Source organism: Pseudomonas sp. WMBT8 (assembly GCF_050916005.1).
Classification (GTDB): domain Bacteria; phylum Pseudomonadota; class Gammaproteobacteria; order Pseudomonadales; family Pseudomonadaceae; genus Aquipseudomonas.
Window position 1 is genome coordinate 2,111,241 of the sequence record NZ_CP188096.1, and the last position, 24,797, is coordinate 2,136,037.

At 60.5% G+C, this 24,797-nt stretch carries 17 protein-coding genes; 13 read left to right on the forward strand and 4 right to left on the reverse strand.

The features are described 5' to 3' along the window. From ACO77H_RS09890 to ACO77H_RS09900, 3 genes are read left to right on the forward strand one after another with little or no spacing between them, the layout of a single operon-like run. Window positions 1-396 (forward strand): hypothetical protein, encoded by a 396-nt coding sequence (locus tag ACO77H_RS09890; RefSeq protein ID WP_432755369.1) that lies wholly within the window; start codon window positions 1-3, stop codon window positions 394-396. Further along, on the forward strand, window positions 393-3,101 hold the full coding sequence (locus tag ACO77H_RS09895; RefSeq protein WP_432755370.1) for a host specificity factor TipJ family phage tail protein: 2,709 nt from the start codon (window positions 393-395) through the stop codon (window positions 3,099-3,101). The genes ACO77H_RS09890 and ACO77H_RS09895 overlap by 4 nt, the downstream gene beginning before the upstream one ends. A gap of 56 nt (window positions 3,102-3,157) precedes the next feature. Next, entirely contained in the window at window positions 3,158-4,960 is a 1,803-nt protein-coding gene (locus ACO77H_RS09900) for a hypothetical protein (RefSeq protein ID WP_432755371.1), read from the forward strand. A gap of 49 nt (window positions 4,961-5,009) precedes the next feature. Here the strand turns inward: ACO77H_RS09900 and ACO77H_RS09905 are convergent, their stop codons facing one another. Together ACO77H_RS09905 and ACO77H_RS09910 are read right to left on the reverse strand one after the other, a co-directional pair. Beyond that, a complete protein-coding gene (locus ACO77H_RS09905) occupies window positions 5,010-6,635 on the reverse strand; it encodes a hypothetical protein (protein WP_432755372.1) in 1,626 nt (541 codons plus the stop codon). Window positions 6,636-6,700: 65 nt separating this feature from the next. Further along, window positions 6,701-8,650: an acyltransferase family protein gene (locus ACO77H_RS09910; RefSeq protein ID WP_432755373.1), complete on the reverse strand. Its 1,950-nt coding sequence runs from the start codon at window positions 8,648-8,650 to the stop codon at window positions 6,701-6,703. A gap of 1,032 nt (window positions 8,651-9,682) precedes the next feature. On the opposite strand from ACO77H_RS09910, the gene ACO77H_RS09915 reads away from it, so the two are divergent. From ACO77H_RS09915 to ACO77H_RS09960, 10 genes are all read left to right on the forward strand, one after another. Next, complete coding sequence (locus ACO77H_RS09915; protein ID WP_170057835.1) at window positions 9,683-10,849, forward strand: efflux RND transporter periplasmic adaptor subunit; 1,167 nt, start codon at window positions 9,683-9,685, stop codon at window positions 10,847-10,849. After that, window positions 10,846-14,022, forward strand: coding sequence for an efflux RND transporter permease subunit (locus ACO77H_RS09920; protein WP_432755374.1), 3,177 nt, complete (start codon window positions 10,846-10,848; stop codon window positions 14,020-14,022). The genes ACO77H_RS09915 and ACO77H_RS09920 overlap by 4 nt, the downstream gene beginning before the upstream one ends. After that, window positions 14,019-15,470: an efflux transporter outer membrane subunit gene (locus tag ACO77H_RS09925; protein ID WP_170043469.1), complete on the forward strand. Its 1,452-nt coding sequence runs from the start codon at window positions 14,019-14,021 to the stop codon at window positions 15,468-15,470. Before ACO77H_RS09920 ends, ACO77H_RS09925 begins: the two co-directional genes overlap by 4 nt. A 107-nt stretch (window positions 15,471-15,577) precedes the next feature. After that, complete coding sequence (locus ACO77H_RS09930) at window positions 15,578-16,420, forward strand: hypothetical protein (RefSeq protein WP_169956060.1); 843 nt, start codon at window positions 15,578-15,580, stop codon at window positions 16,418-16,420. A gap of 178 nt (window positions 16,421-16,598) precedes the next feature. Next, window positions 16,599-17,594 (forward strand): HOASN domain-containing protein, encoded by a 996-nt coding sequence (locus tag ACO77H_RS09935; protein ID WP_169956062.1) that lies wholly within the window; start codon window positions 16,599-16,601, stop codon window positions 17,592-17,594. 39 nt (window positions 17,595-17,633) lie between these two features. Beyond that, window positions 17,634-18,620 (forward strand): HOASN domain-containing protein, encoded by a 987-nt coding sequence (locus ACO77H_RS09940; protein WP_169956064.1) that lies wholly within the window; start codon window positions 17,634-17,636, stop codon window positions 18,618-18,620. A gap of 29 nt (window positions 18,621-18,649) precedes the next feature. Next, window positions 18,650-20,083 (forward strand): adenylosuccinate lyase, encoded by a 1,434-nt coding sequence (purB, locus tag ACO77H_RS09945; RefSeq protein ID WP_170043471.1) that lies wholly within the window; start codon window positions 18,650-18,652, stop codon window positions 20,081-20,083. Continuing rightward, entirely contained in the window at window positions 20,083-21,531 is a 1,449-nt protein-coding gene (locus tag ACO77H_RS09950; protein WP_169956068.1) for a class-II fumarase/aspartase family protein, read from the forward strand. Before purB ends, ACO77H_RS09950 begins: the two co-directional genes overlap by 1 nt. A gap of 45 nt (window positions 21,532-21,576) precedes the next feature. Then, the gene (locus ACO77H_RS09955; RefSeq protein ID WP_169956070.1) at window positions 21,577-22,650 is read left to right on the forward strand and encodes a class I SAM-dependent methyltransferase; all 1,074 of its coding nucleotides are present in this window, start codon (window positions 21,577-21,579) and stop codon (window positions 22,648-22,650) included. Between the two features lie 119 nt (window positions 22,651-22,769). Beyond that, window positions 22,770-23,096 (forward strand): DUF2388 domain-containing protein, encoded by a 327-nt coding sequence (locus ACO77H_RS09960; protein ID WP_432755375.1) that lies wholly within the window; start codon window positions 22,770-22,772, stop codon window positions 23,094-23,096. Window positions 23,097-23,103: 7 nt separating this feature from the next. On the opposite strand, the gene ACO77H_RS09965 is transcribed toward ACO77H_RS09960, so the two are convergent. After that, complete coding sequence (locus tag ACO77H_RS09965) at window positions 23,104-23,844, reverse strand: SDR family NAD(P)-dependent oxidoreductase (protein WP_170043473.1); 741 nt, start codon at window positions 23,842-23,844, stop codon at window positions 23,104-23,106. A gap of 29 nt (window positions 23,845-23,873) precedes the next feature. Next, window positions 23,874-24,725, reverse strand: coding sequence for a shikimate dehydrogenase family protein (locus tag ACO77H_RS09970; protein WP_432755376.1), 852 nt, complete (start codon window positions 24,723-24,725; stop codon window positions 23,874-23,876). Between the last annotated feature and the right edge of the window lie 72 nt (window positions 24,726-24,797).

Sequence of the window (24,797 nt, forward strand, 5' to 3'; positions counted from 1 at the left end):
ATGGAATGGATCAATTCGTACCTGTCTTGCAGGTATGAGGATGGCGCGCGCGGTCCTGAAAAGTTCGATTGCTGGGGAATGGTTCGGGACGCACGCCACCGGTACCAGGGCATGCGCCTCCTGCCTAGCTGGGGCCATGTGCGCAATACCGAGCCGAAGGAGTTCACCCGGGCGTACCGCAATGAGGCCGAGCACATGGAGGTTTGCCAGCCGGAGCCGGGGGCTATCGCCGCCGTCATGCGCGGGCACATCTGCATCCACGTAGCCCTTGTGGTCGATGCCGGAGACCGCCTGAAGGTCTTGGAGATCAACCCTACGCGCGGCGCCCGATGCCTTCCGCTGAGCCAGTGGGCGCGCGACCACAACACCGTCATCTATTACCGGGACAGACAATGATCTCAATCTATCCAAACAAGATCGTTCCGTTCCCGGCCGAGACGCGCGGGGTATCGCAGCGACAGAGTTTGCTTTCGTGGTTTCACGCAGACGGCATGCCCGAGGAGGTTGAGCCCGCGGCGCTGCCGGTGAGCGTGTTCATCAATGGTGAGCGCGCGCTGCCGACTCAATGGGCAACTATCGAATTCGGCCCCGAGGACTGCGTCGATATCTACCGGGAGCCCAAAGGCACCGATCCGTTCTCTATTACCCTGGCGCTGGTGTTCGGCGCCAAGGCCGTGATGAGCGCGCTGATGCCAAAAATGCCATCGCTGAACAATGGCGGCGGCATGAAGCGCGGTAATGATCTCGGCTTGGCCACCGTCAAAGGAAACCAGGTAAAGCTGAACTCCCTAATACGGGAGATCGCCGGCAGACAGCGGCCGTACCCGGACTATGCGATTCCGCCAAACCGTTACTTCAGAGACCCGCGATCTCAGTGGATTGAGATGCTCTTGTGTGTTGGGCGCGGGAAATACCAGATTCCTGTCGGCAACATCACTATCGGCGATACGCCGGTAATCTCTTTGGGGGCTGATGCCGAGATCAAGATCTATGGCCCAGGCGCCGACTTGACCGCTGAATCTGCCGCCAAGTGGTGGCATTCCGCGCCAGAGGTTGGGGCTACCTCGACCGGTACCGCAGGCATCGAGTTGAAAGCAACGTATGCCGTTGCGCCGGTACCGGTGGCTCAGTCCTACCAGTTTGCTGGTTTCACCATCTCTATTCCGGACGGCGCAGGCGAATTCCCACTTGGCTGGGCCGCCGGCATGCTCGTTCGTGTCGAAGTTGGCTATCCCTACACCGTCGTTGATGGTGGTGCGGCTCGGGACATTATCAAAGGAGACCTTGGCCAGGTCGCCCCATTCGTTGGGATGGAGATCGAGATCGTTGGTGCAAACGCCGGCAACTACGTTGTTCACTCGTATACGCCAGGCGTTGGCGGTGCACCAGATGAGATGACCCTCAACTGGGCGGATGGCGGTGCTGCTGTTGGCCTGCAAACCGGCGATGTGTCCATGGGTATAGGCTTTCGCGGCCTTCGCTACAGGATCACCTCTGCGAGTACATCGGCGATCACAGTCGATCGCCTTACGAGTGATGGCGAAGATGATGAGGCGTGGCCAGGGTTTGACGCACTTTCGACAACGCTTGCAACGCTGAGGCTTGATGGCTCCACGCAGGAGGGTGATTGGGCTGGTCCATTCCCGGCCTGTCCGGATGGCGTCACCACCAAAACTATTGCATGGGACGTCTTCTTCCCCCAGGGCCTGGCGATTGTCGACTCAAAGGGGTGGGTAGGGCAGAACGGCGTACAGGTCGAATTGCAGTACCGGGATATCACCACTGCCGGTGCCTGGACCTCCGTCTCAATACCGTACTACGCCGCCACGCTCGACCAGCTTGGGTGGACAGAAACCATCACGATTCCTGTCGCTATGCGTCCAGAGGTGAGGATGCGCAGGATTGGGGCGAAGTCCACAAGCACCCAGCACGCCGAGACAGTTCAGTGGTACGGGCTTCGGGCGAACTTGGCGGCTCCAACGAGTTATGCCGGCGTAACCATGATTGCTCTAAGGGTCAAAGGCGGCAACAGGATTGCCTCGCAATCTGAGAGCCAGGTATCCCTCATCGCAACCCGTATCCTGCCGGTTCGTCGTGGCGGGGCCTGGGCGGCCGAAGAGCCAACGCGTGATATTTCGGCCTGGATTGGCCATGTTGCGCGCAGTGTTGGGTACTCGGTTGAGGATGGGAATTCTGACATTGATCTTGCCGAACTGGATCGCCTGCACGCCATATGGACGGCGCGCGGCGACTATTACGACAGATCAATTGACACGCCCAGCACCGTTAAGGCCTGCATGATCGAGGCTCTGCAAGCTGGGTTCGCCGAGCTTACGATTGATCGAGGGCTGATCCGTCCGGTGCGGGATGAGCCCCGCGGGCCAGAGTTCGACCACATCTATAACCCGCAGGTCATGACCAAGCCGCTGAAGCGTGAGGCTGAGCATGTGACAGCCGACGATTTTGACGGTATCGACGTCGAGTACCTGAGCAGCAAGACCTGGCAGGTAGAAACGGTTGAATGCCGACTCGCAGGTGACCAGGGCTTAAGGACCGAGAAGGTTCGGCTGGAGGGCGTAGGCGATAAAACACGGGCCTGGCGTTGGGGGATGCGCCGCCGCCGTCAGCAGGTCTACCAGCGTAAACGCTACAGCTTCACGACGGAGCTGGACGCACTCAATAGTGGCTACCTGGACTATGCGCTGCTGGGAGATACAACCCCGGGATACGGCCAGAGCGCCATGCTCAAGGGGTATGCCCCGATGGGTTCCGAGCACATGCTGGTCTCATCCGAAAGGCTCAACTGGTCCGCCGGCGGTGAGCACTGGATTGCATTGCGCCGCCGCGATGGGAGTGCATCCGGGCCCTATAGGGCAACCCGCATTGACGACTACCGACTGACCATTCCAAGTCTGGACTTCACGCCAGTACTTGATAGCGCCATGGACGCGCCAGTGCTCCAGTTCGGGCCAAAGACAAAATTCTGCTACCCCGCGCTCATCAAGGAGGTGAACCCAAGCGGAACTGTCAGCTGCAGCGTCACAGCCGTTAATTACGATGCTCGCGTCTATCTAGACGACAACAACTTCCCGCCGGCATAGCCGGACACCTTGCGCAAGCCCGCCACTGAGCGGGCTTTTTTTCGTCTGGAGAAAACATGCGATACAACACTGGCAACCCCGTAGAGCCCGATGGCTCCAGCGATCCACGCGATCTCTTTGACAACGCAGGAAATATTGACCTCTTCGCCAATGGTTCAAGCCCTTCATATCTGGACCGCAAGGGGGTCAGCAGGAAGTCCATTCGCGGAATGGAACAGGACTTCTCCGATTTCCTGGCCAACTCCGGCTTTGAACCGGTGCACCTTGTTTATGTAGACGGCCAGCCACTCACCGTAAGCAGACCGACCCAACTGATTGATCGTGACGGTCGGACCTACAGAGTGAAGTTCCCCGCTGCCTTCCCAGTAACGCTCACAGGGACCTGGGCAACTGACCTTACCAAGCTGGTTGAGATTGACGATCAAGCATTGCGGCAGGACCTGGCCTCACCAGAAGGCTATGACCAGATCGGCGCAACACTGCCGACCGGCGTCGTATCCACCGTCAAAGGCTTCTTCAACTGGATCCTCGACCGGATCACGCTGAGTACCTCGGGGTCTGCGGGCCTTGTGGCGGCCGTCGCAAAAGGCGGAAAGGTCGTTATCAAGAATGGCGTGCACTACATGTCCGCCCCAGCTATTTGCGATTACGCCGCCGACCCTGAGGTCGGATTTCCAGGTCATGCAAGCAAGCGTTACGACATTGAAGGGGAGACTCCAGGGGGGACCATCATCAGCAACCAGCATGGTGACTTCGCCTTTAAGTTTTCCGGTTCATCGCCAATGACTCAAAACTTTGGTGGGTTTGATCGCATTGGCAACCTGACCATTGTTGGCCCAAACGTAACGACCCCAAATACGGATAACAGCGGCGGGGCCGGGATTCAGATCAACAGCAAAACGCGGACTGAAATTTATAACTACAACGCGCAGAACCTGACTCTTGCTATGGAGTTGAATGATGTTGTCACTAGCACCATTCGAAATTTCAACGCTATTGGCTGCTATGCAGGTATCCGTGGCGGTCCGACGCTTGGTATCAGCGGTCCGAATGCAATGCATTGGACTAACACGCGTCTCGCCAGTACTTGGGGTAATGCCATTGATATGGCGGTTGGCGCCTGCTTAACGTTCGATGGTCTTACGCTAGAGGGTAATGGCACTCCTGGGTTTTCTCATACGGGCCTGCTACTTACTGCAAGGGCTGGCGATATTGCTAGTGTTATCAACATTCTGGGGCTCTATGCAGAGCTCAATGCTGGGGTTTCTGATGTTTTTGTAAACAATACATCTGTGTATCCAGTACTCGTAAATATTGAAGGATCCATGTTTGCGAGAGTGGACCCTGCGCGGTACGTGCTCAACCACATCCAGGCGGTAAGCTCTGGAGGTGGGAGGGTTACGATAAATCTCGGCAGCGCATCGAGGTTCTTAGCTGGATTTGGTTACACCCCCACCGCCGGTAGGCCATTTTGGTCAGTTGGGCCTAACTGTGAAGTAATCTGGAATGAACACTGTTCTTTTGCGGAAACTACGTCACTGGTTTATTGGTTATGCCTTGATAGGGACTACTCGTTCACCATTGCGGCGAATGGGACCATTCTCGCCGGGCCTGAAGGGTTCGCATGTACGTCCCTAGGGAGCGGACACTACAGGCTATATAGGACTGCCGGCCTGTCTGATTTTGCAAAGTTTGCAGATGACGTAGCTGTTAAGGTGACTCCAGGCGCAGGAGGGTTTACTGCATACATCCCAACCAAGACATCATCTACAATTGATATCCAAACCCATAACGGCGGGGTGGCCGGAGACGCGAAGTTTGATATTTCGATCAAGCGCATAAATGGGTACTACGCATAGTTCGCGAGTGGGCCCAGGCTGAAATGCCTGGGCCCTTTTTTGCGGGGCTTTATTCTTTCTCTACTACCGTGAACCTGAATGGGAACCCGGTATTTTTTGCTTGCAGTATTTCGCCTTCCACGAACACGTTTAGCCGGTCATCGGTGATTGACGTGTTTGTGATTTTGCGTGTCGTCTTGTCGGCGAACTGAACGGTGTTCCCGATCTTGAAGGCAGCAGCATTTTCAGGCGTGTTGTGCAGGAAGAACCCCGGCCACCGCCTTGCAATGCCGTTTGCCCAGTTAGGGTCGGTGACATAGTAGGACGTGTCTTCTTGCATACATGTGACCGTTCCCGCCGAGGCCGTCACCATTTCTTTCGGAAACAATGCAGCCCAGCCTATAGGGTACAGAGCGACGGTGACGTTGCCCGCAGCATCTGCAGGCAGCAGCGATGCCGAGCAAAGCTGATCCTGGAAACTCTCTGCGCCAGCGATTGATGTGCGGGTAGCCTTGCCTTCAAACAGCCAGCCGATGTTGGCCAGATACAGCGCGGCGAACGAAGCCAGGCACAGTGCACCGAGAACACGCACTGCTTTGCTACCGCGCAGGGCCGAGCCGGCGAGCACCAGGAACGAGAAGGTGACGATTATGTTTAGGCCCATGAAGTAGCGGTCTGGGAATGTTCCCGCGTAACCACCCAGGACTTCTGTCAGGTTTTTGCGCATGTAGACGGTGAAGAATGCATAAATCACGTATGCAATTGCACACATGGAAATGAGGCTTTTGATCTCTCGGGACTTTTCCTTTGTCAGCAAGACGGCGAACAATGCCAGTAGCGCCAGCGACAAAATCACAACGACTGTGTCGGTGAGGTGGTTGTAGAAAGGAAATACGAACGGATATATGAAAGACCGCGCAAGGCTGACTTCGATCAGGCTTTCAAATCTAAAGTTACCGATCACACCTTTGGCTGGTGATTCGATCATTCTAAAGAAGATGAGAGCGCCAATGACAAGGCAGCCAGCCGTTACAGCGCCATATTTCTTGATCCACTTCTTGATATCACGATCAATCAGCGTGAAAACAGAAAACGCCAGGGTCAGCACCAGGCATACCGGGTTTGTTGAAGCACAGAGCAGTAGTGCGATATCTGTGATTGGGGTCGCTTTGGTGCTTCTGCTTTTTGCGAACATCAGCAGCGCAGTGATGAACACAAAGTAGAACCCAATGTTCGATATCTTTCCGAACACCTCGCCCGAAGAATCCCCCAGCGGGATCATCAGCGTGGCGAGAAACACCGCCCACCGCATTGCTGTCGGCAGAAACCCTTTCGTGACGTAGTAGCAAAGGACGCTCACTGAGGCGTAGAAAAAGTAGGACCAGAAAGATAGTGCTTGCGGGTAGCAGGCCAGCTTATCACCACAGAAAAAATCAGATACTAGGGTCGCCAAGTAAACGAACAGCAGGTTGCCCCACACAAAGTAATCTGTCTTGGCATTTACTATGGTGTACCACCAACCCTTGGTCATGGCTGTACCGAGCCATACCCCATCCTCTGTGTAGGCTATGTTGTTTGTCAGAGGCTCAAGGTTCCTGAGCATCAGGACCAGTCCTGCAATAACGAGCATGGCTATAACGCCAAGTACCGATAATGTCCTAGTGCTGGAAACGAAATCTCTGTAGCTGCTTTGCATTCATAGCTCCATGTTGTGAAAATGGCCCCCTCATTGGTTCTAAGGGTTATGTTTTTTTGTGTGGATTAATTCCATATCTGATTAAACATTGGCACCAACTTCTTGTTGCCTGATTCGCTCAAATGGTTGTCGTCCCAGTACAGCGACTTTCCATCGACAGAGCCATAGCAGGCGGTCGCATCGCAAAGGGCCGGTTCAGGGTCCAGTAGGTTGATTCCGCAGGCTACGGCCGCATCGCTCATCACCGACACCACAAACGCATTGCGCTCGCGGTAGCTGTCCAGGGATACCGTGATGTCAGCGGTTTTGCCGAACTTCACTTCATCCCTGGCAAGTTTAGTCGGAACGTTTACGCCCATTTCCGGGATTGGCTTGGTCACGTACACAGGCCTGTGCTTGGCAAGTTCGCACATCGAAGACACGTAGCGCTTCCGAAACTCTTCCTTATAAGCAGCATCCAGTGGGCCAGGCTCGCTGAAATACATCGGCGGTCCAGTGGTCGGGTCTTTGCGCTCGTTGTGGCCCAGGACATAGACGGATGATCTGTTTGTCACCACCAAAGGCACGCCTGGCAGGGTGCTACTGAGTTCCTGAATCTGCTTGCTGACAAAGTCACCACACCGGTAATCGGCGGGCATCCCTTGCAGCTTCATACCTGGGATCGTCATGCAGCTGATGTATCCCAGGTACAGCGTTGAGCGTTCTGGGCCGGCGGCATCAGTCACCGCGCTAACGATGGCGTCGGCGTGGCTGTCACCCATAACGATAACGCCTACCGGCTTCTCTGGGTTGCCGAAAACGCACTTGGGGGAGTCGACGCCAGACTCAATAAAGCAATCCTTGCTCGCCGGGTTCTTGTTGGTTCGCTCCCGATCTGCTGCCGCCACGATGTCGCTGACTCGGGATTCAACGCCGCGCTTCACGAATACAAGCGAGGCCGAGGCGCCAACTACAAGGACCAGGGCCGCGTAGCAGGCGAGGTGTGGCAATTGAGGGAGCGGCACCTTAATGATCCGGGAAGGCGTTTCCACCAGGTACAGAGACGCAAAACCAAGAATTACAGACGCAGCAATCCCCGCAGCTACGACTGGGACGTTGTTCGCCATGCCGTAGTAGCCGATCAAAACCACAACTGGCCAGTGCCATAGGTAGATTGAGTAAGAGGCTTCACCGATCCAGCCGGCTACTTTGTTGTTGGTGACGATCGAGGTTTGATCTGCCGCGCAGACCATCAGGGCGGTCCCCAGCACCGGGAGCAGGGCAAGCCAACCCGGCCAAACATCTGTAGCTGTGAAAAGCCAGACACTGGCAGCGATCATCATCAGGCCAATGATGCTGGCCGACTGCTTGTGAGATTTCTTCATCTGCACAGGGAACAGGTAGACAAGGCCGCCAACGATCATTTCCCAGGACCGGGCAGGGAGCGTATAGAAAGCCGTGTTCGGGTAGTGCGTGCTTGCGTACAGGCAAAGTGCGAATGAGCCCACGCCGAGCAAAACCAGAAGCATCCTGGTGGTGTTGAAGCTGAACAGCTTGCGCGCTGCAAGGATGATCAGTGGGTACACCATGTAGAACTGCCATTCGACGGACAGCGACCATGTGTGCAACAACCACTTTTCATGTGACGCGGTATCGAAGTAGCCGACCTCCTTCCAATAAACCATGTTCGACAGGAAGGCGATGCTCGATGCCGCGTGCTTGCCCAGCTCTTTATAGTCGCTGGGGATAAGTAGGAACCATCCGCCAACCAATAGTGCCAGGCACAGCACGGCCAGGGCCGGGATGATTCGCTTGGCGCGTGACAGGTAAAAGCCGATTAGGCTGAATTTCCCGGTGTCCGTCTGCCGGAAGATAATGCCGGTCATGAGGAAGCCAGATATCACGAAGAAGATATCAACTCCGGCGAACCCACCAGAAAAGCCCTTCACACCAAAGTGATATAGGACCACGGCAATGACCGCTATGGCGCGCAGGCCGTTTATGTCAGACCTGAAGCCTGTGTTTTTGGTTTGCATGACTTCCCTTTCTCCGGCGTAACCGGGGGCAAATTGATATCGCGCCGGATTCTACAAGCGAACGCTGGGCGTGTCAGGCTTATGACGGACAGATCAAGCAGCCGCCTATCAGCCGGGACTTGAAAAGAGGCACGAAGCTTTTACGATGCTGTATCCATAACCAGTATCGAGAGAGCCATGCATTTCCTTGTCACCCCTATGAGAGAGCGAGGCGTAGCGCGGCCTTGGCCAGACATAAGGGCGGCCGTCCCAGTCCGTGGTGACCTGCTGGTCAACAACGAGATGTGCGAGTCTATGAACCGCACGAGTAATATTGCTCGGGTTAACGTCGGCATGCCGCTTGATGCGGATCCTCTGCCCGCGCTTCTGGACGCATTCATGTCAGGAATGGCCACCAATGCGTTTACGATGAGCGGCGTGGAGTTGGTTGATGGTGTGCTGTATGCGCAGTCGTGGTGGTGCAGGGGGGGTTGATTGTGCTTGGTCGGCAGAACGCCGTGGCGCAGGGGCTTTCTGTCCGAAAGCCTGTAGGGAGTTTTGCGGGGATTCGTGATACCTTGCCCAACCTTGTTAGACGTCGATTGCAGTGGGCGTCCGCGTAAAGTATTGGTAATTAAGGCTTTTGGGAATGCCCGCAAGCATGGGGTGCTAGGGGTCGAGTGTTCGAATCACTCCGTCCCGACCATATTTCCTGAGTAAAATCAGACACTTAAGCCGATCAGCTAGATCGGCTTTTTTGTGCCTGCGCAAAACCCGCGCAAAACTATCCGGCATCTCTTGAGCCTTCCATCCCTTATAACAACCGCCTCCTCCCGATCCTCCTTGAGCGCGCGCGTCAGATATCTCTCATCGATCTGCGTCTAGCCCCCGCAGCCGCGCACCCGAGATTGCATGTGCTCGAAAATCACCCCGCACGCTCAAGCCTCAAACAAACCCCACCTGTCATTTTCATAACACTTGACCTTCCCCTCATGGCAAGCCGGATAAAACCTCAAGTGTTGGTTTGTCCTGAAAATTACAAGGAGGTACACGATGTACGGCAAGCGAATAACCCTGGGCGCCGTGGCGATAGCTGTCGTGTTCACGCTGGGTGGCTGTAAGGAGAGCGCGCCTGTGGCTGATGCCGCCAAGCCGCCTGGTGTGCCGGTGGCCGAGGTGGTTGCGCAGCCGGTGACTCCGTTTGTCGAATACACCGGTTCCTTGACCGCGATTGAGCAGGTTGAGCTGCGCCCGCGTGTCAGTGGTTACCTGCAACAGGTCAGCGTGCCCGAAGGCCAATCCGTGGCCAAGGGCAGTCTTTTGTTTGTGATTGACCCACGGGAATTCCAGGCCGCGCTGAACGCTGCCAAGGGGCGCTTGCGTGAGGCGCAGGCCAACGCATTGCTGGCCCAGGCCGAGCATGGCCGAGCCGAGCAACTGTTCGCCAAAAAAGTGGTGGCGCGTGATCGGCTCGACACTGCCATTGCTTCGCTGAACGCCGGCAGGGCCCAGGTTGATGCCGCCAGGGCAGCGCTGGACGCCGCCCAACTGGATTTGAGTTACACCCGTGTCACCGCGCCCATCAGCGGTCGCGTGGACCGTGCCCTGGTCACGGAGGGCAACTACGTCACCCGTGGGGTGACGCCGCTGACGACGATCGTCTCCATTGACCCGTTGCATGTGTATTTCGATGTCGATGAACGCACCTACCTGCGCTCGCTCGCCGCGACTCGGGAGGATGCCGCGTCCAAGGGGGAAAAGGCCGCCAAGGTCATGGTGGCGATGCTTAACGACGCAAACTATGCGCGGGCCGGGCGGGTGGACTTCCTGGCGAATGCGGCCGACCGCAAGACCGGCACAGTGCGTGCGCGTGCAGTGGTCGATAACCCCGACGGGCGCCTGACGCCGGGGCTGTTCGCCAAGGTCAAGCTGGACACCGGCGCGCCGCAACCCCGGGTGTTGGTGGCCGACCACTCCATCGGCACTGACCAGGGTCGCCGCTATGTATTGGTGGTCGGCGCAGGCGACAAGACCGAATACCGTCCCGTCGAGCTGGGGCCGATGGCCAACGGCCTGCGGGTGATTGAGCAGGGCCTGCAGCCGGGTGAGCGCATTGTGGTCAAGGGGCTGGTGCGCCCCGGCATGCAGGTGACGCCGCTGGCCGCCAACATCGACGGCGCGCCGTTGGATGCACCGCTGGTCATGGGGGGCGTGCAATGAGCTTCCCACGCTTTTTCATTGACCGGCCGATCTTCGCCATCGTGCTGTCGGTGTTGATGATGATCGCTGGCATCGTGGCCTTCTTTCATTTGCCGCTCAGCGAATACCCCGCCGTGACGCCGCCCACCGTGCAAGTGACCGCATCCTATCCGGGCGCCAACCCCCAGGTGATCGCCGAGACGGTGGCGGCGCCACTTGAGCAGGTGATCACCGGGGTCGAGGGCATGCTGTACATGACGTCGCAATCGGCGACCGATGGCCGCATGATCCTGACCGCAACGTTTGCCCAGGGCACCAACGCGGACATGGCGCAGATCCAGGTGCAAAACCGCGTCTCGCGGGCCCTGCCGCGTTTGCCCGAAGAGGTACAGCGCCTCGGCGTGGTCACGCAGAAGACCTCCCCGGACATCCTCATGGTGGTCCACCTGCTGTCGCCTGACCAACGTTACGACCCGCTCTATATCTCCAACTATGCCTACCTCCAGGTGCGCGATGAGCTGTCGCGGATTCCGGGGATCAACGACGTGCTGGTGTGGGGGGCGGGCGAGTACAGCATGCGTCTGTGGCTCGACCCGGACCTGATCGCCGCCCGTGGCTTGACCGCAGGCGACGTGATCAGCGCCGTGCGTGAGCAGAACGTGCAAGTGGCGGCCGGCTCGGTCGGCCAGGCGCCTGACTCCAGTGCGGCATTCCAGGTCACGGTCAATACCCTCGGGCGCCTGACGGACGAGGAGCAGTTTGGCGACATCATCATCCGCACCGGCGATAACGGCCAGGTGACGCGCCTGCGCGATGTGGCCCGTGTGGAAATGGGCGCCGATGCGTACGCGTTGCGCAGCCTGTTGGATGGCGAGCCGGCCGTTGCCTTGCAGATCATCCAGAGCCCGGGCGCCAACGCGCTCGATGTGGCGCAGGCGGTGCGCGATACCATGCAGCGCCTGGAGGCCAACTTCCCCGAGGGGATGGTGTCGCGGATTGCCTATGACCCGACAGTGTTTGTGCGTGCATCGCTGGAGTCAGTGGCCATCACCCTGATGGAAGCGATCCTGCTGGTGGTCCTGGTGGTGGTGGTGTTCCTGCGTAACTGGCGCGCATCCCTGATCCCGTTGATGGCCGTGCCGGTGTCGATTATCGGCACCTTTGCGGTCATGCATCTGATGGGCTTTTCCCTCAATACCCTGTCGTTGTTCGGCCTGGTGCTGTCCATCGGGATCGTGGTCGACGATGCAATCGTGGTGGTGGAGAACGTCGAGCGGCATATCGAGAACGGCGAGGAGCCGACGCAGGCTGCGCGACGAGCGATGGGCGAGGTGACCGGGCCGATCATTGCGATCACCTCGGTACTGGCTGCGGTGTTCATCCCCACGGCCTTCCTCAGTGGCTTGCAAGGTGAGTTCTATCGGCAGTTCGCGCTGACCATCGCGATTTCCACGATCCTGTCGGCGGTCAACTCCCTGACCCTCAGCCCGGCACTCGCCGGACTGTTGCTGCGCCCGCGCGGTGCCGCCGTGGTACATGATCCGCGTAGCCTGCGCGGTCGCGCCGCGCACCTGGTGCAGGTGCTGAGCCGGCCGTTCCAGCGGGCACCGCAGGCGTATGGCAACACGGTGCGCAAGGTGGTGGGCCGTCGCGGCGTGGCGCTGTTGGTTTATGGTGGGTTGCTGGCGCTGACCTGGTTCGGCTTCAGTGCTGTACCGGCGGGCTTCGTACCGATGCAAGACAAGTACTACCTGGTAGGCATCGCCCAATTGCCCAACGCGGCCTCCCTGGATCGCACCGACGCAGTGGTGCGGCAAATGTCGAAAATCGCCCTGGATGAACCAGGGGTCGAAAGCGTGGTGGCATTCCCTGGGTTGTCGGTCAACGGCTTCGTTAACGTACCGAATGCCGCGGTGATGTTCATCATGCTTGATCCGTTCAAAGAGCGTACCTCTGCGGACATGGCGGCGGTTGCCATCGCCGGGCGCCTGCAAGCCAAGTTCGCGAACATTCCCGACGGTTTCCTCGGCGTATTCCCTCCGCCGCCAGTGCCCGGCCTTGGGGTGACCGGCGGCTTCAAGCTGCAGGTCGAGGACCGTGGCGGGGTCGGGCTCCAGGCTCTGGTGCAGCAGACCCAGGTACTGATGACCAAAGCCACCGAGTCGGGCCAGGTCGCCGGGTTGATGACCAGCCTTGACGTCAACGCGCCTCAGTTGAATGTCGATATCGACCGCACCCAGGTCAAGAGCCAGGGGGTGCGGCTGGCGGATGTGTTCGAGTCCTTGCAGGTCTACCTCGGTTCGCTGTATGTCAACGACTTCAACCGTTTCGGCCGCACCTACAAGGTGACGGCCCAGGCCGACGCGGACCACCGCATGCAGGCCGAAGCCATCGGCCGCCTGCAGGTGCGCAACGCGGCCGGGGACATGCTGCCGTTGTCGGCGTTTGTCACCGTTACACCGAGTTCCGGACCCGATCGGGTGATTCACTACAACGGCTACCCCTCGGCCGACATCTCCGGCGGATCGATGCCGGGGGTCAGTTCGGGGCAGGCCGTCGCGCTCATGGAGCGCCTGGCGCAGGAGGTGCTGCCCGAGGGCGTGACCTTTGAATGGACGGACTTGACCTACCAGCAAAAGCTCGCCGGGTCATCGGCCCTGTTTATTTTCCCGCTGTGTGTGTTGCTGGCCTACCTGATCCTGGCCGCGCAGTACAACAGCTGGCTGCTGCCCCTGGCGGTCTTGCTGATTGTGCCCATGTGTCTGCTCAGCGCGATCATTGGTGTCTGGTTGGTGGACGGCGACAACAACGTGTTCGTGCAGATCGGGCTGGTGGTGCTGGTGGGGCTGGCGGCGAAAAACGCGATCCTGATTGTCGAGTTTGCCCGCAGCCTTGAAGCCGAAGGCGCCAGCCCGCTGGAAGCGGTTATCCACGCGTGCCAACTGCGCTTGCGGCCGATCCTGATGACCTCGCTGGCGTTCATCGCTGGCGTGGTGCCGCTGGTATTTGCCAGCGGAGCCGGGGCCGAGATGCGCCATGCCATGGGGGTTGCGGTGTTTGCCGGGATGCTGGGGGTGACGCTGTTCGGTCTGTTCCTGACGCCGGTGTTCTATGTGGTGATGCGCAGCCTTGCCCTGCGTTTGCAGCGCAAGGGCGCGAGTCCCAAGCTGCAATTGGAGGAGAGCGCGTCATGAGATTGGCCTATCAAGCGTTTCTGTTGTCGTCGCTCCTGGTGACTGGCTGCACCGCAGTCGGGCCCGATTATTCCGCGCCGGTGCTGCCCGCCGCGCAACGGCCGGCGAGCTTCGGCGCACCCATCGCCGGTCTCGGTACGGGCGATGTCGAGGTGCAGTGGTGGCGTGTGTTCGATGAGCCGGCCCTCAGCCAACTGATCCAGCAGGCGCTGGCGGCCAACCACGATATCGGCATCGCCACCGCGCGGCTCGACGAAGCCAAGGCGATGCTGCGCGAGAGCCGCCAGGGCTTCTTGCCCAGCGGCGGTGCCGCGTTAGGGTATGAGCACCGACAGCGCAGCGAAGTCGAGACGCCGTCCGGCCAGCAGCGCTCCCTTGAAACCACGCGCGCAGCGCTGGATGCCGCCTGGGAAATCGACTTGTTTGGCCGCGTCCGGCGCTCGGTGGAGGCCGCGCAGGCCCAGGCGGGCTCGCGCCAGGCGTTGCTGCGCAGCGTACAGGCGAGCGTTGCCGCCACGGTTGCCGCGACCTGGTTCGAGCTGCAAGGAGTCGAAGCCGAGCAGGCGGTGGTGGCGGACATCAGTCAAAGCCAGCGCGACAGCCTGGGCCTGGTGGAGCACTTGGTCAGTGTGGGGGCCGCCACCGAGTTCGATCGGCTGCGAGCCGAGGCCTTGCTGCGCAATGTCGAGGCGGTCGCCCCCGGCCTTGAGCGGCGTCGCGCAACCACTACCAATGCACTAGCGGTCTTGCTGGGGCAGGCGCCGCAAGGGTTCAAGCCACCGCAGGCCAGGCCCGGTCGTGAGACCTTGAACCTGCGCACCCTGCAGGTGGGCGACCCGGCCGGCTTGCTGGCCCGGCGCGCCGATATCGCCGCAGCCGAACGTGTGCTGGCGGCCGAGACCGCGCAGATCGGCGTGGAAACAGCCGGTCTGTATCCGGACATCCAGGTGCAGGGCTCCATCGGCCTGCTGGCCGGAAGCCTCGGCGCCTTGGGCGATTCGGGCATGCAGTCGAACTTTATTGCACCAGTCATTCGCTGGTCGCTGCTGGACACTGGGCGCGTACGTGCGCGGATTGCCGCCAGCGAGGCGCGCACCCAGGCGGCATTGATCAGCTACGACCAGACCGTATTACGCGCCCTGCAGGAAACCGATGACGCGTTCCAGGCCAACAGTGCGGCGGGCAGCACCCTGGGCCTGCGACTGCTGGAGGCCGCGGCCAATCGCGAGGCGGCGAGGTTGGCCCGCACGCGCTTCACGGACGGTGAGGGGGTGTACCTGGACGTACTGGAGGCAGAGCGCGCGGACTTCACCAGCCGCCGCGCACTGACCGTGGCGCGCACCGAGCAGCGCTTGGCGGTGGTCGGCATCTACAAGGCGCTCGGCGGTGGCTGGCAGATCTGCGAGCAGGCGGGGCAGGTGTGCAGCGGCGCTGCGGCGCTGCGTTAGACGCCGTTGTTGTACGCAAGCGCTGTGCTTGCGGTGTTCGGCGAAGGACGGCGAGGCGGCAGATTTCCTGGCGCAAGCCACCATTTATCGAATGAGGAGTCACCCATATGGATACCAAGCAGGTTCTGACCGTTGGCCTGGCAGTGCTAGGCGCGGCGGCAATGCCGTCGATGGCAGCCCAGGAAAGCATCAAAGGCACGTTCGCCTTGCCCGGCGAGAGTGAAAAGGCCGTGGGAGCGCTGATCGTCAAGGAAACCGGGCCGCTGACACGTGAGTTGTCGATCGCCTTTACCGACAAGGCCACCGGGCAACCGATCGTGCAGTTTGACGAAGAACTGACCCAGCGCCTTCATGTGCTGGCGACCGACAGCCATTTCACCAGCTTTATCCATGAGCATGCGGCCAAGCTGGGCGCTGACGGTCGTTTCAAGGTCGCGATGAAGTTTCCTCGGCCGGGCACCTATTACGTCTATGCCGATGCCGTACCGAGCGGGCTCGGCCAGCAGGTGGTGCGCTTCGAGGTGCCGGTGCAGGGCGCCACCGAGGCGGTGGCCCAGGCGCCGGCCAAACCGGAGCAGGGTAGCGATGGGCCCTACACGGTCAAGTTGGACACTTCGGCCCTGCGTGCCGGCAGCGAAAGCATGATGTCGCTGACGGTGCTCAAGGATGGCAAGCCGGCCCAGGACCTGGACACCTACCTGGGGGTGGCGGCCCATGCGGTGTTCGTCAGTACCGATGAGCTGGACTACGTGCACGCGCATGCCATGGCGGCGCCAATGCCAGGGCAGGCCGCCCACGCCGGGCATGGCGAGCCAGGCGCGGTGTCGGCGCAGTTGATGCTGCATGCCAAACCTGCGCATGCGGGCCCTTACGCCTTGTGGATTCAATTCAAGGGCGGCGACCAGATTCGTACCGTGCCATTTCTTGTGACGGTTCCCGCGGCGTCCTGAAGCCTGTTCACCTCGCCGTTGGTCAGCCATCGGCGAGTGAATCACCAATGGATGCTGGCTGTTTCAACTCTATTAAAAAGAATTGTCCTACAGGTATTGACCTTGCCACTGGAGGAACCTTTAGGCTTTTTTTTCGAGTACGCAAAAAATCATAAAAACAAGGATCAAGGGGTTATCAATGGATACTGCTACCCTGCAACAACGCTCGGACGCCCATCAGTGCAACAACGCTTCGGCGCTGATGGCTGATGCTTTAAAGCCCGGCGCGCAATACGCCCAAGTCACTGGCGCGCTGGACGCGCTGCTCGCCCTGACCCGCCAAGGCCTGTCGGGAGACACCGGCGCCTACGCCCACTACCAGTCAGCACTGCTGCAACTGCACATTCCCGGCGATCCGCGCACCGAGCCGACCCGGCGCTGGATGGCCAGTGAGGTGTACCGCGTCGAAGATGAGTTCGCCGCCGACCTGCCAAGTTTCACCGCGCTGCCGGTGGATGAGTTCCGCAAGCAGGTCGACGCAGAAATCGCCGCTCGCAGCCGGGTCAACCACCCCATGTCGCTGCACCTGTTCCAGGGCACGCCGCCTGCGCAAGACGTGCGTTTCTTCCTGGAACACCACTGGACCCGCTCCTACAACTTCTACAGCCTGTTGGCGGAACTGGCCTTTCGCTTCGAAGCCATCGAGGACGCCTCGGTGTTTTACCGCAACCTCTACGGCGAAGCGGGGGCGGAGACACCTGAGCGCTCGCACCCGGCGATGCTGGCCCACCTCATGGAGTATTTCGATATTCCGTTGGCAATCGATTTCCCGGCACTGCATCCCCTGGAAAAGGCCTACCTGAACAATCGCATTCGTTGTGTGCGCCACACCGATGTGGCCTGGGGACTGGCGCTGCTGTACGCCGTCGAGTCGGTCAGTTGCGTCAACCATCGGCGCATCTATGAGCTGTTGCAGCGCCTCGATGTGCCAGAGGGGCCTAGTGAATTCCACCGCCTGCACGGCACCCAGGATGAGATCGATACCGAGGAAATGTGGGCTCTGATTGCCAAGTTCGCCAGCGACGACGGCTTCCAGCGCACGTTCATGCGTGCGCTCAAGCGTCACTTCGAGATCAACAAGGCCTACTTCGACAGCCTGTGGCAGCAGATGCAGGCACAACGCCTGTCCGCGTGATCCTCCCAGCGACCCCAGAACAAAAAAATGGAGCACATGATGAGCCCACGTAATTTCTCGTTGCCGCAATTGCAGAATATTCACACCGCTGAAGCCCGCCTGTTGGCCGAGGCGCTCAAACCCGATGCGACGTTCAACCGCATCGAAATCGCTGCCAATATGCTGCGCGCCCTGTGTGAATCGGGCCACCAGGGCGATGCTGCGAACGCCGCGCAGTGCCAGCAACTGTTGTACATCCTGTCGCTGAGCGATGACGTTGCGACAGCCTCGACCCGGCGCTGGCTGGCCAATGCCATCTATAGCGTGCAAGAGCGCTTCATGCCGTCTGCGGACCTGGCATCGCCCCTGTCCGAAGCCGGTTTCCAGCAGCGCCTGGAAGAAGAGATCGCCGCGCAGTCGCGGGAAAACCACCCGATGTCGCAGTACATATTTGAAGGCAAGGCCTCCCGTGATCAACTGCAGGTGTTCCTGCATCACCAGTGGTTCCGCACCTTCCGCCTGTACCGCGATGCCGCGGACTTGCTGGTCAACCTGACCGACGTGGACGAGGCGGCCGCGCTTGGCCGTTACCTGTACGGCGAGCTGGGCGAAGAGGACGAGCAGCGCTCCCACCCCCGGCTGTTGGCCAAGCTCCTCGGCGCCGTGGGCTTGTCTGCCGATTTCGAGGCCATCTCGACCATGCCCGAGGAAGTCGCCTACCTGAACAACCGGGCCCGATGCTTTCGCAACCCGGATGTCGGCTGGGGCCTGGCGGTGTTCTACATCACCGAGCTGGTGGTCCCCGGCAATCACGGCAAGCTGTACAACGCCTTGCGCAACGCTGGCCTGAGCCAGGACGACGCGGAGTACTACGAGGTGCATATCAGCCTGGTCCCGCCGCGGGCCAAGCGTGAGTGGGCGCTGATCTCACGGCGGATTCCGGACCTCGCGTTCCAGAATTCATTCCTGACCTCCCTGGCCCAGCATTTCCGGCTCGAGAGGGCTTATTACGACGCTGTCTGGGCACACGTGCAGCGCGTTAAGTAGCCCTCCCTGGACAACGCGAGTACCCAGACATGCCGAGTCATATAACAGAGTCCCGTATCCACGGGGGCGCTTACTCGTCCCCGGAATTTGCCGCGATCTTCTCTGATGCCAATCAGGTGCAGAAGTGGCTCGATGTTGAAACCGCGCTGGCGGCGACCCAGGCGCAGATGGGCATCATCCCCCACGAAGCGGCACGGGAAATCGCCCGGGTGGCCAGTGTGGAGCTGCTCGACCTTGACGCCTTGGGTCGCGAGAGCATGGAAACCGGGCACATCCTGGTGCCGACCATTCGCGCCCTGGAGGCCTTGTGTGCCGATGGCTTGGGTGAGTACGTGCATTACGGCGTGACCACCCAGGACATCCTCGACACCGGGCTTATCTTGCAGGTCCGCGATGCCTGGGGCCTGGTGTTGCAGCGCCTGCGGGGGATTCGTGGGCATTTGCTCACGCTCGCCCTGCGGCACAAGCACACTCCGATGGTCGCCAGGACCCACGGGCAGCAAGCACTGCCCACCACGTTCGGCTACAAGGTCGCGGTGTGGGTCGATGAAATCGATCGACACCTTGAGCGCTTCGATGAGGCCTATGCCCGGGTAATGGTGGGCAACCTGACCGGCGCGGTGGGCACCCTGGCGGCGTTTGGCCCACAGGGGCTTGAGGTGCAGCGCCGGACCCTGGAAAGCCTTGGCCTGGGGGCGCCGTTGAGCAGTTGGCACAGCGCCCGCGACCGGATCCTGGAGGCGGCCTGGCTGCTGGTCCAGGCTTCGGCGACCTTGGGCCGGGTCGCCAATGAGATCTACCACCTGCAGCGCACCGAGATCGATGAAGTGCGCGAAGGCCGCCGGGCAGGGCAAGTGGGCAGCAGCACCATGCCCCACAAGCAAAACCCGTCGACGGTGGATCTGATCAGCGCGCTTTCGCGGCTGGTGCGCGCACAGATGCTCGCGCTGACCGATGCGGCGTTCCAACTGCATGAACGCGACGGCACCACGTGGCGCATCGAATGGGCGGCCTTGCCGGAGCTGTTCATCTACGCCGGTGCCTTGCTCGCCCGTATGGAGGGCGTGCTGCTGGCCGGGCTGGATGTACGCGAAGCGCGCATGCGCAGCAACCTGGATTTGCTGGGCGGGCTGATCCTGTCGGAACGGGTGATGCTCGCGCTGGCGCCTCGCTTGGGCAAGCAGACGGCCCATCACCTGGTCCACGAAATCGCCCAGCAGGCCCAGGGCGCGGGCGCTTCTTTTCGCCAGGCCCTGCTCAACGACAAGCGTCTGCACGGCTGTTTTACCCGCCAAGCGCTCGACGACCTGCTCGACCCGACCACTTACACCGGGCTTGCAGCACAGATGGTCGACCTGGTGGCGAACAAAGCAATACCCCGCTGTTCAAGCGAAGGCCTTGAAGCGGTGATGGCAACCCAAGGAAACCCCGGTCAGCCCCAGTACGCGATGGAGGGTATGTGATGGATTCGCAAACGATGGAAATGGCAGCCCGTGCGTCTTGCACCGCACGTTCGGAACACCTCGGCCTTGGTCATGACGGCGAGCAATGCCGCCACGAACACAGCCACATTCTCGACTCGAAAACCCATGGCTCAGGCTATGCCGGCCCGCAGAGCCGCAAGATTTTCTGCAGTCACTGCCGCTTGCAGCGCTGGCTGGATGTGGAAGCCGCGCTGGCCATGGCCCAGGCCGATGTCAATATCATCCCGCGCGAGGCGGCCCTGGAAATCGAAAAAGCCGCCTTGCTGTCGGGTATCAATGTGCGCCAGCTGGCCGAGGGCGTGGCTGCCACCGGCCATTCGCTGATGCCATTGCTGAGCGCCCTGCAAAAAAACTGCAGCCCGAGTGCCCGTGAATTCGTGCACTACGGCGCCACCACCCAGGACATCCAGGACACCGCCCAGTCCCTGGAAATGCGCGACGTCCTCGACGCGATGGACCTGGCCCTGGAGACTTTGCTGGGCAAACTGTCGACGCTGGCCGATGCGCACCGTGATTCGCTGATGGTCGCCAGGACCCATTCGATCCCTGCGTTGCCGACCACCTTCGGACTCAAGGTCGCCGGCTGGATCGACGAACTGTTGCGCCACCGCCAGCGCCTGGCCGAGGCCCGCCAGCGAGTACTGGTGGTGCAGCTGTTTGGTGGAGTCGGCACGATGGCAGCGTTTGGTCCGCACGCGATGCCTATGCTTGAGCGCTTCGCGCAGCGCTTGTCGCTGCAAGTGCCCCTGGCGGGATGGCATGTGTCCCGAGACCGTGTCGCAGAGTTCGTCAGCACCTTGGCCATGGTCACGGCATCGCTGGCCCGCGTGGCCGACGAAATCCGCACGCTCAATCGCTGGGAAATCGGCGAAGTTGAAGTGGGCTGGAGCGACCAGCAGATTGGCAGCAGCACCATGCCCCACAAGCGCAACCCCGAAGGCTGCGAGCAGGTCGTGGTCCTGGCGCGGTTGGCCAAGGCCCAGGTCATGCTGGCGCTGGATGCGATGATCCTCGAACACGAGCGCGATTACCGTGGCACACGCCTGGAATGGTGTGCGGTGGCGGACGTTTCGCACTATGCGTTGATGGCACTCTCGATCCTGACCGAGACCATCGACGGGCTGACCGTTAACGTCAAGAAGATGGAATGCACCGCCCAGGCCTATGGCGATGCGATCTGCACCGAAGCCGTGGTGTTCGAAATGGCCCGCAAGCTCGGCAAGAGCAGTGCCTACCAGATCATCTTCGAAGTGTCCCAGGCGAGCCAGCGCGATCACGTGTCGATCCGCACGGCGATCGAGGCCGATGCCCGGGTTGTCGCTGTCATGGATGCAGGCGTCCTGGCGCGGCTGTTCGAGCCCCGAAGCCATCTGGGGATGTCCGAACGCATTGTCGATAACGTGCTGTCCAACGTGACGGCCCGCTGACTATTGCTTACTGAGAAGGCTTGCAATCTTATCAAGGAGAGACAGATGTCAAACGTTATGGAAGTTGATAAAGCCAAGGTCCAGCAGTTTTCCGCACGGATCATGGAGGATTACGGCAACACGCTGCGCGGTGCGATGCTCTACATCGGCGACCAGCTTGGCTTGTTCAAGACACTGGCCGACGGCGAGGCCGTGACCCTGGAGCAACTGGCGCAAAAGAGTGGCTACAACCAACGCTATTTGCGCGAATGGCTGGGCAGCATGGTTACCGGCAATTATGTGACGTACGACGCGCAAACCCGCCGCTACCAGATGCCCGCCGAGTTTGTGCCGGTACTCGCCGACGAAGACTCGCCGTATTTTGCCGGGGGGATCATCCAGCTGAGTGTGCCGTTCGTGAGCATGGCGCCCAAGGTCATCGAAGCCTTTCGCCATGGCGGTGGTTGCGCTGAAGAGGCGTTTCCGCTGGAAACCTGGAAAGGCATGGAACGCATGACCATGCCTTGGTACAAGCACTACCTGGTCCAGCACTGGATTCCCTCCCTGGACGGTGTTGAAGAAAAACTCAAGACCGGCGGCAGCGTGCTGGATTTCGGCTGTGGCGCTGGCCTGGCGGCGATCACCATGGCCAAGGCGTACCCTGAGGCCCGTATTGTCGGCTGCGACTTCCACCTGCCTTCCATCGAACTGGCACGGGCCAACGCCAAGGCCGCCGGGGTCGGTGACCGGGTGCAATTTGAAGTGAACGATTCGGATGCCCTGCGAGGCCAGCAATTCGACTTTGTGACCACCTTTGTGGTGATCCACGATGCCACCGATCCCCAGCAGATGCTCAAGGACCTGCGCGCAGCGACGGCCGAAGACGGCACCTACCTGATGGTTGAGCTCAACCTGTCCGATGAGCTTCACGAGAACATGAACCTGTTCGGTCGAGTGATGTACCCGCAGAGCACCCTGTACTGCATGACCTGTTCACTGTCCCACGGCGGGGCAGGGCTGGGGGCGTTCATGGGCGAGAAGCGCGCACGGCAAATGGCGCAAGCCGCCGGGTTCAGCCACTTTCGCAAGGTGCCTTCCGAATGGCCGCCGATGCCGGCGTTGTTTGAACTCAAGCCGTGATCTAGCGTGCCCGGGGGCGTGTCGTACACGTTCCCGGGCATGCTCTTGCTACACCTGCGTGGTGGATGGCCCAACTCTGTTATCGTGGCGCCCATCTGAACGCAAGGAAGCAATCACCCATGCATTTGCGCAAATCCCTGGCAATCGTCCTCCTGGCATCGGTTGGCAATCTGGCGGTAGCCGCGGAAAACAACAACCCGTTCCAGGGGGCGCTTATGCTCACCTCGGTAGCGCTCTTCGTGATTACCTCGGGTGCCACCGCAGGAACTTCATACATTCCAGAGCTTTTCAAATCATCCAAAAGCGATGCCCTGGCGTTCATCGGCTCCGATGGCGAGATCCGTGGAGCACAGTTCGAGCAGGCGTGCAGGTTTTACCGCTCGACCTACACGCCACCGCTGATGTCCGACGCACAACTGGCCCTGGCGATCGCAGCCGCCGGCTGATGGGGGCTCACCCCGCGATGTACAGCCCCCCATTCACATGCAGCACTTCCCCGGTCATGAAGCTTGCGCCGTTGCTGCACAAAAAGGCGATCACCGAGGCGATCTCGCTGGGCTGTCCCAGGCGTTTGAGCGGCGTTTGCTCCACCGAGTCACTACCACGGGTGGCGATCAGGCTTTGGGTCATCGGGGTTTCGATGATGCCGGGGGAGACAGCGTTGACCCGGGTGTTCGGGCCCAGTTCGCGGGCCAGGGCGCGGGTCAGGCTAAGCAGACCGCCCTTGGAGGTGCCGTAGTGGGCGTTGGAAAACGCACCGCGGTGGGCGGCGACTGAGGTCAGGTTGACGATTGCGCTGTTGGCGCGCAATGCCGGGATCGCCCGCTGGCACAGATAAAATACGCCGTCGAGGTTGATGCCCAGGGTCTGGCGCCATTGTTCGTCGGTCATCTGGCGAATCGGTTGTGACTGGTACAAACCGGCCGATGGCACCAGGAAGTCGATGCCGCCAAAGCGCTCGACGGCCAGTTGCACGGCCTTGGCCGAATCTTGTGGGTCGGCGGCGTTCATGCGCAGGGTTGCAACGCGCTCGCCGCTGGCGTCGAGTTTCTGGGCGAAGTCCGCCAGGCCATCGCCGTCCAGGTCAGTGAGCACCATCGAGGCGCCGTATTGATAGAACAGCTTCGCCACTTCACGGCCAATGCCGCCGTTGGCACCCGTCAGTAGCAGAACGCGATTGTTGAAATCGTACATGGGTGTTGTCTCCGAAAGGATGCCAGGGTTCACGGGCCGAGAATGCGCGCCAGGTGTTCGTGCTGCAGATCAACCCCCAGAAAGCGGCAGATCTGCACGATTTGCCCGTAAATCATGTGTTGCCCGTGGTGTACGCGGCAGCCGCGCGCCCGTGCCGCTGCCAGCAGAGCGGTATCGGCGGCGCGCATCACGGCCTCGCAAACCAGCGCATCAGCCCGCAGGGTGCCCGGGTCCAGGGGCAGGGCGTCGTCGTCCTTGAGCCCCAGGGAGGTGGCGTTGATGATCACGTCAAAGTCCTGGGCATTGCCGTCGCTCAGGCTTAATTCGACGTCGGGGAACTGTGTTTCGAGGCGCTCCAGCAGGGCCGCGGCGCGGGCCGGGGAGCGGTTGTAGATCGCCAGCCGCGCCGGTTGTTGCCCGGCAATCGACCAGGCAATCGACTTGCCGGCCCCACCGGCCCCCACCAGCAGCACACGCTTGCCTTCCAGCCGGTGTCCCTGCTGGTGCAGCCCGGCGAGCATGCCTTCGCCATCGAAGTTGCCTCCAATCAGCCGACCGCTCTCGGGCTCGATCCGTACCGCATTCACCGAGCCGACCTGCCGCGCGGTGTCGGTCAGTTCGTCGCACAACTCAACGATGCTTTCCTTGAATGGAATGGTCACCACCAGGCCATGCAGGTTGGCTATGCCGGCCACGCCGAGCAGCACCTTGTGCAGGTTCGAGCCGCGCACGTGGAGGGGCACGCAGACCAGGTCCAGGCCCTGACTGGCGGCGCTATGGTTGATGACTTGCGGGGTTTTTACATGGGCGATCGGGTCGGCAACGATGCCGATCAGTTGGGTCTGGCCACTGATGTGTGGCAGAGCTCTGGTAGGACTCATAAGTAGGAACCTGTCTGACATATTTTATTGTTGTCTGACAGGATGGTAGGAGGCTTCGCTTTTCGGTGTCAA

What these genes read in the sequence shown, in the direction of transcription:
- ACO77H_RS09890 (WP_432755369.1), top strand. Translation starts at nt 1, where the DNA reads ATGGAATGGATCAATTCGTACCTGTCTTGCAGGTATGAGGATGGCGCG.
- ACO77H_RS09895 (WP_432755370.1), top strand. Translation starts at nt 393, where the DNA reads ATGATCTCAATCTATCCAAACAAGATCGTTCCGTTCCCGGCCGAGACG.
- ACO77H_RS09900 (WP_432755371.1), top strand. Translation starts at nt 3,158, where the DNA reads ATGCGATACAACACTGGCAACCCCGTAGAGCCCGATGGCTCCAGCGAT.
- ACO77H_RS09905 (WP_432755372.1), bottom strand. Translation starts at nt 6,635, where the DNA reads ATGCAAAGCAGCTACAGAGATTTCGTTTCCAGCACTAGGACATTATCG.
- ACO77H_RS09910 (WP_432755373.1), bottom strand. Translation starts at nt 8,650, where the DNA reads ATGCAAACCAAAAACACAGGCTTCAGGTCTGACATAAACGGCCTGCGC.
- ACO77H_RS09915 (WP_170057835.1), top strand. Translation starts at nt 9,683, where the DNA reads ATGTACGGCAAGCGAATAACCCTGGGCGCCGTGGCGATAGCTGTCGTG.
- ACO77H_RS09920 (WP_432755374.1), top strand. Translation starts at nt 10,846, where the DNA reads ATGAGCTTCCCACGCTTTTTCATTGACCGGCCGATCTTCGCCATCGTG.
- ACO77H_RS09925 (WP_170043469.1), top strand. Translation starts at nt 14,019, where the DNA reads ATGAGATTGGCCTATCAAGCGTTTCTGTTGTCGTCGCTCCTGGTGACT.
- ACO77H_RS09930 (WP_169956060.1), top strand. Translation starts at nt 15,578, where the DNA reads ATGGATACCAAGCAGGTTCTGACCGTTGGCCTGGCAGTGCTAGGCGCG.
- ACO77H_RS09935 (WP_169956062.1), top strand. Translation starts at nt 16,599, where the DNA reads ATGGATACTGCTACCCTGCAACAACGCTCGGACGCCCATCAGTGCAAC.
- ACO77H_RS09940 (WP_169956064.1), top strand. Translation starts at nt 17,634, where the DNA reads ATGAGCCCACGTAATTTCTCGTTGCCGCAATTGCAGAATATTCACACC.
- purB (WP_170043471.1), top strand. Translation starts at nt 18,650, where the DNA reads ATGCCGAGTCATATAACAGAGTCCCGTATCCACGGGGGCGCTTACTCG.
- ACO77H_RS09950 (WP_169956068.1), top strand. Translation starts at nt 20,083, where the DNA reads ATGGATTCGCAAACGATGGAAATGGCAGCCCGTGCGTCTTGCACCGCA.
- ACO77H_RS09955 (WP_169956070.1), top strand. Translation starts at nt 21,577, where the DNA reads ATGTCAAACGTTATGGAAGTTGATAAAGCCAAGGTCCAGCAGTTTTCC.
- ACO77H_RS09960 (WP_432755375.1), top strand. Translation starts at nt 22,770, where the DNA reads ATGCATTTGCGCAAATCCCTGGCAATCGTCCTCCTGGCATCGGTTGGC.
- ACO77H_RS09965 (WP_170043473.1), bottom strand. Translation starts at nt 23,844, where the DNA reads ATGTACGATTTCAACAATCGCGTTCTGCTACTGACGGGTGCCAACGGC.
- ACO77H_RS09970 (WP_432755376.1), bottom strand. Translation starts at nt 24,725, where the DNA reads ATGAGTCCTACCAGAGCTCTGCCACACATCAGTGGCCAGACCCAACTG.